This window comes from Bradyrhizobium liaoningense (genome assembly GCF_018130955.1).
Taxonomy (GTDB): domain Bacteria; phylum Pseudomonadota; class Alphaproteobacteria; order Rhizobiales; family Xanthobacteraceae; genus Bradyrhizobium; species Bradyrhizobium liaoningense_C.
Genome location: NZ_JAFCJM010000135.1, coordinates 1 through 2,813 on the forward strand (window position 1 = coordinate 1; position 2,813 = coordinate 2,813).

Annotated in this window: 4 protein-coding genes; 2 read left to right on the plus strand and 2 right to left on the minus strand. The window is 64.8% G+C overall.

The window, feature by feature from the left end; all coding sequences use genetic code 11:
- Positions 1–148: 148 nt before the first annotated feature.
- Together JQ632_RS38980 and JQ632_RS38985 are read right to left on the minus strand one after the other, a co-directional pair.
- On the minus strand, positions 149–583 hold the full coding sequence (locus tag JQ632_RS38980; protein WP_212408023.1) for a DUF6636 domain-containing protein: 435 nt from the start codon (positions 581–583) through the stop codon (positions 149–151).
- A gap of 12 nt (positions 584–595) precedes the next feature.
- Entirely contained in the window at positions 596–1,573 is a 978-nt protein-coding gene (locus tag JQ632_RS38985) for a threonine/serine dehydratase (protein WP_212408024.1), read from the minus strand.
- A 27-nt stretch (positions 1,574–1,600) separates the two neighbouring features.
- Here JQ632_RS38985 and JQ632_RS38990 point away from each other — a divergent pair, with 27 nt between their 5' ends.
- The gene (locus JQ632_RS38990) at positions 1,601–1,903 is read left to right on the plus strand and encodes a helix-turn-helix transcriptional regulator (protein WP_212408025.1); all 303 of its coding nucleotides are present in this window, start codon (positions 1,601–1,603) and stop codon (positions 1,901–1,903) included.
- 141 nt (positions 1,904–2,044) lie between these two features.
- The gene (locus tag JQ632_RS38995) at positions 2,045–2,674 is read left to right on the plus strand and encodes a glutathione S-transferase family protein (RefSeq protein WP_212408026.1); all 630 of its coding nucleotides are present in this window, start codon (positions 2,045–2,047) and stop codon (positions 2,672–2,674) included.
- The last annotated feature ends 139 nt before the right edge of the window (positions 2,675–2,813 follow it).

The following is a 2,813-nucleotide window of genomic DNA, read 5'->3' on the forward strand; positions in this document are numbered from 1 at the left end:
GAAGCAAGTACCCGGCGAGAGGATGACGCAAAAAGGGATTGACTAACCAAGGCCCGTTACAGAAGCCCGGATGAGCGCAGCGATATCCGGGAAGGGTGTCACCAGGATGCCCCCGCATGTCGCTCCACTCATGCGGCTCCGCACGGCCTCAAAACACCTCCTGCTTCGTCCTTGCCAGCGAAAAGCCGTGCTGCATGGCGTTGAAGCAGGTCAGCCCGGTCTGCTCGGACCGGCAGGTGAATCCCGCGCGCTGCCAGATCTCGCCATAGGCGAGCACGGGCAGTGCCGGGTCCATCACGGTGTCGCCGGCGCAGATGCGCGCGGCCGTGCCTTTCGCGGTCATCTCGAAGGCGTGGCCATAGTCGAGCTCGCAATCGGCAGGGCGGCGCGGTCGCGTCTCCATGTTCATGATGTCGCAGCGGAGCACGGCTTGATCATTGCCTTGTCCGTTGCCGGCAAAGAACTGGCAGACGATGTTCTTTGACGGCGTGAGAAAGCCGATCGGGCGATCCTGTGCGCTCACGCCGCCTCCGATCAGCGCGAGCAGGATCGACGTCAGGATCAACGCGCGCAGCCCGGTCATGCGCCCCCCAAACTAGCCCTCGAAGTTTACCGCCGTGGTGTTGGCGCCGCAGACCAGCACCGCGACGCGCTCTCCCGGCGCGGGACGATAGCGGCCGGAAAGCAGCGCGGCAAATGCGGCTGCGCCTCCGGGCTCGGCCACCACGCGCAGGCTCGACCACAACGCGGCCTGCGCCTGCCGGATCGAGTCGTCGCTGACCAGGACGACCTGCTCGACATGGGTGCGTGCGATCGGAAACATCAATTCGCCGACGCGCCGCGGCGCCAGGCTGTCGGCTGCGATGCCGCCGGCCGGTGCGTCGACCGGCACTCCCGCCGCAAACGCAGCGTGCAGGGTCGGCGATTGCTCAGGCTCGACCGCAATGATCCGCGTCCGGCCGGCGGTCCACGCCGCGATGCCGCCGATCAGCCCTCCGCCGCCGACGGCCACCAGCAGCGTATCGATGTCGGGTGCGTCCTGCTCCAGTTCCAACCCGACGCTGCCTTGTCCGAGCAGGGTTTCGGGCTGGTCGTAAGCATGGACCGCAAGCGCGCCGGTCCGCGCGACGTGCGCCTCGCTCGCCGCGAGCGCATCGGCATAGCGGTTGCCCGCGATCACGAGCTTTGCGCCATAGCTCCCGATCCTCTCGGCCTTGGCGGGCGAGGTGATGTCGGGCACGAAGATCGTGGCGGGAATACCGAGCTGCTGCGCCGCATAGGCTACCGCGGCGCCATGATTGCCGCCGGATGCGGCGACGACACCGGCCGCCGGCACCTGCCGCAGCAACAGATTGGCGAACGCACCCCGCGCCTTGAACGATCCAGAATGCTGCAGCATCTCGAGCTTGAAGGTGACCGACACGGCCGGCAGGCCGAAATCGGCGAGATTGGCTTTAAGCAGCGGCGTGCGCCTGATGTGCGGTCGGATGACGGCCTCGGTCGCCGCGATCCGCTCCCGCGTGATGTCGGTTGTCATGATGGCGTCCATGATAGCGCTCCCGGGAGTTGACATCAATTAGGTAATTAGCAAAATGGCTAAATGAAATTTGACCTCGCATTGCGCGCGCTGGCCAATGAGCGCCGCCTGCAGATCCTGGACTGGCTGCGGGATCCGCGGAGGCATTTTCGCGAGCAGGCCGACGGCGATCTGGTCGAGGATGGCGTCTGCGGATTGCTGATCGCCGAGAAGCTCGGGATCAGCGCGCCGACTTTAAGCGAGCACATGCGAGTGCTGACGGCAGCAAGGCTGGTGCGTGCCAAACGGATCAAGCAGTGGACGATGTACAAGCGCAACGAGGCGGCGATCGCGGCCATCAAGCGCTCGATCCAGGATGGCCTTTGAGCGCGCGGCGCATCAGCGCGTGATCGCGAGCGCTGTTGCGTCCAGTGCAATGCTTCATTTCCAAGAATTTCCTTGCCCAGCAAGGATATTCCCGTGGAGACTGACCGGCCCCGCCCGAATACTGAGAAACGAGCGCAAACCATGTTCCTGATCGGTCAGTATGATTCTCCCTTCGTCCGCCGCGTCGCGATCGCATTGAAGCTCTATGGCATCGCCTTCGAGCACAAGCCGTGGTCGACTTTTGGCGATGCCGACAAGATCGCGCCCTACAATCCGCTACGTCGCGTGCCGACCTTGGTGCTCGATGACGGCGAGGCGCTGATCGAAAGCACGATCATTCTCGATCATCTCGACGACCTCGTGGGTGCGGAGAAGGCGATGCTGCCGCGGGGTGGCATCGAGCGGCGGCGCCATTTGCGCATTTGCGCGCTGGCAAGCGGCCTTGGCGACAAGGCCGTCAGCCTGCTCTACGAGCGCGTGCTGCGGAAGGAGCAGCTTGCGCTCTGGGTCGAGCGTTGCCAGGCGCAGATATCAGACGTGCTGAAGGTGCTGGAAGCCGAGCGCGCCAAGGTGACGACGCCCTATTGGCTGGGGACGCGCATCGGCCACGCCGATATCGTCGTCGCCTGCGTCGTCCGCTTCACCCGCGAAGCGCATCCGACGCTGTTCGACGCCGCGCGCTATCCGGCGCTCGCAGCCCACGCCGAGCGCTGCGAGGCACTGGCGGAGTTTGGCGAGATCGTGCAGCCGCTGATCCCGCCGAAGGGGTGAGGGCGTCACACCCTCCCCTTGTGGGCTAAGGGATGCCCGAAAGTGATTCCCGAGAATTTGGGAATGTGATTCAAGGCCTTTCGACCTGTTTGGGACGGGAGGCATGGGATGTCTTTTGGCGATATTCGGGTTGCTGAGC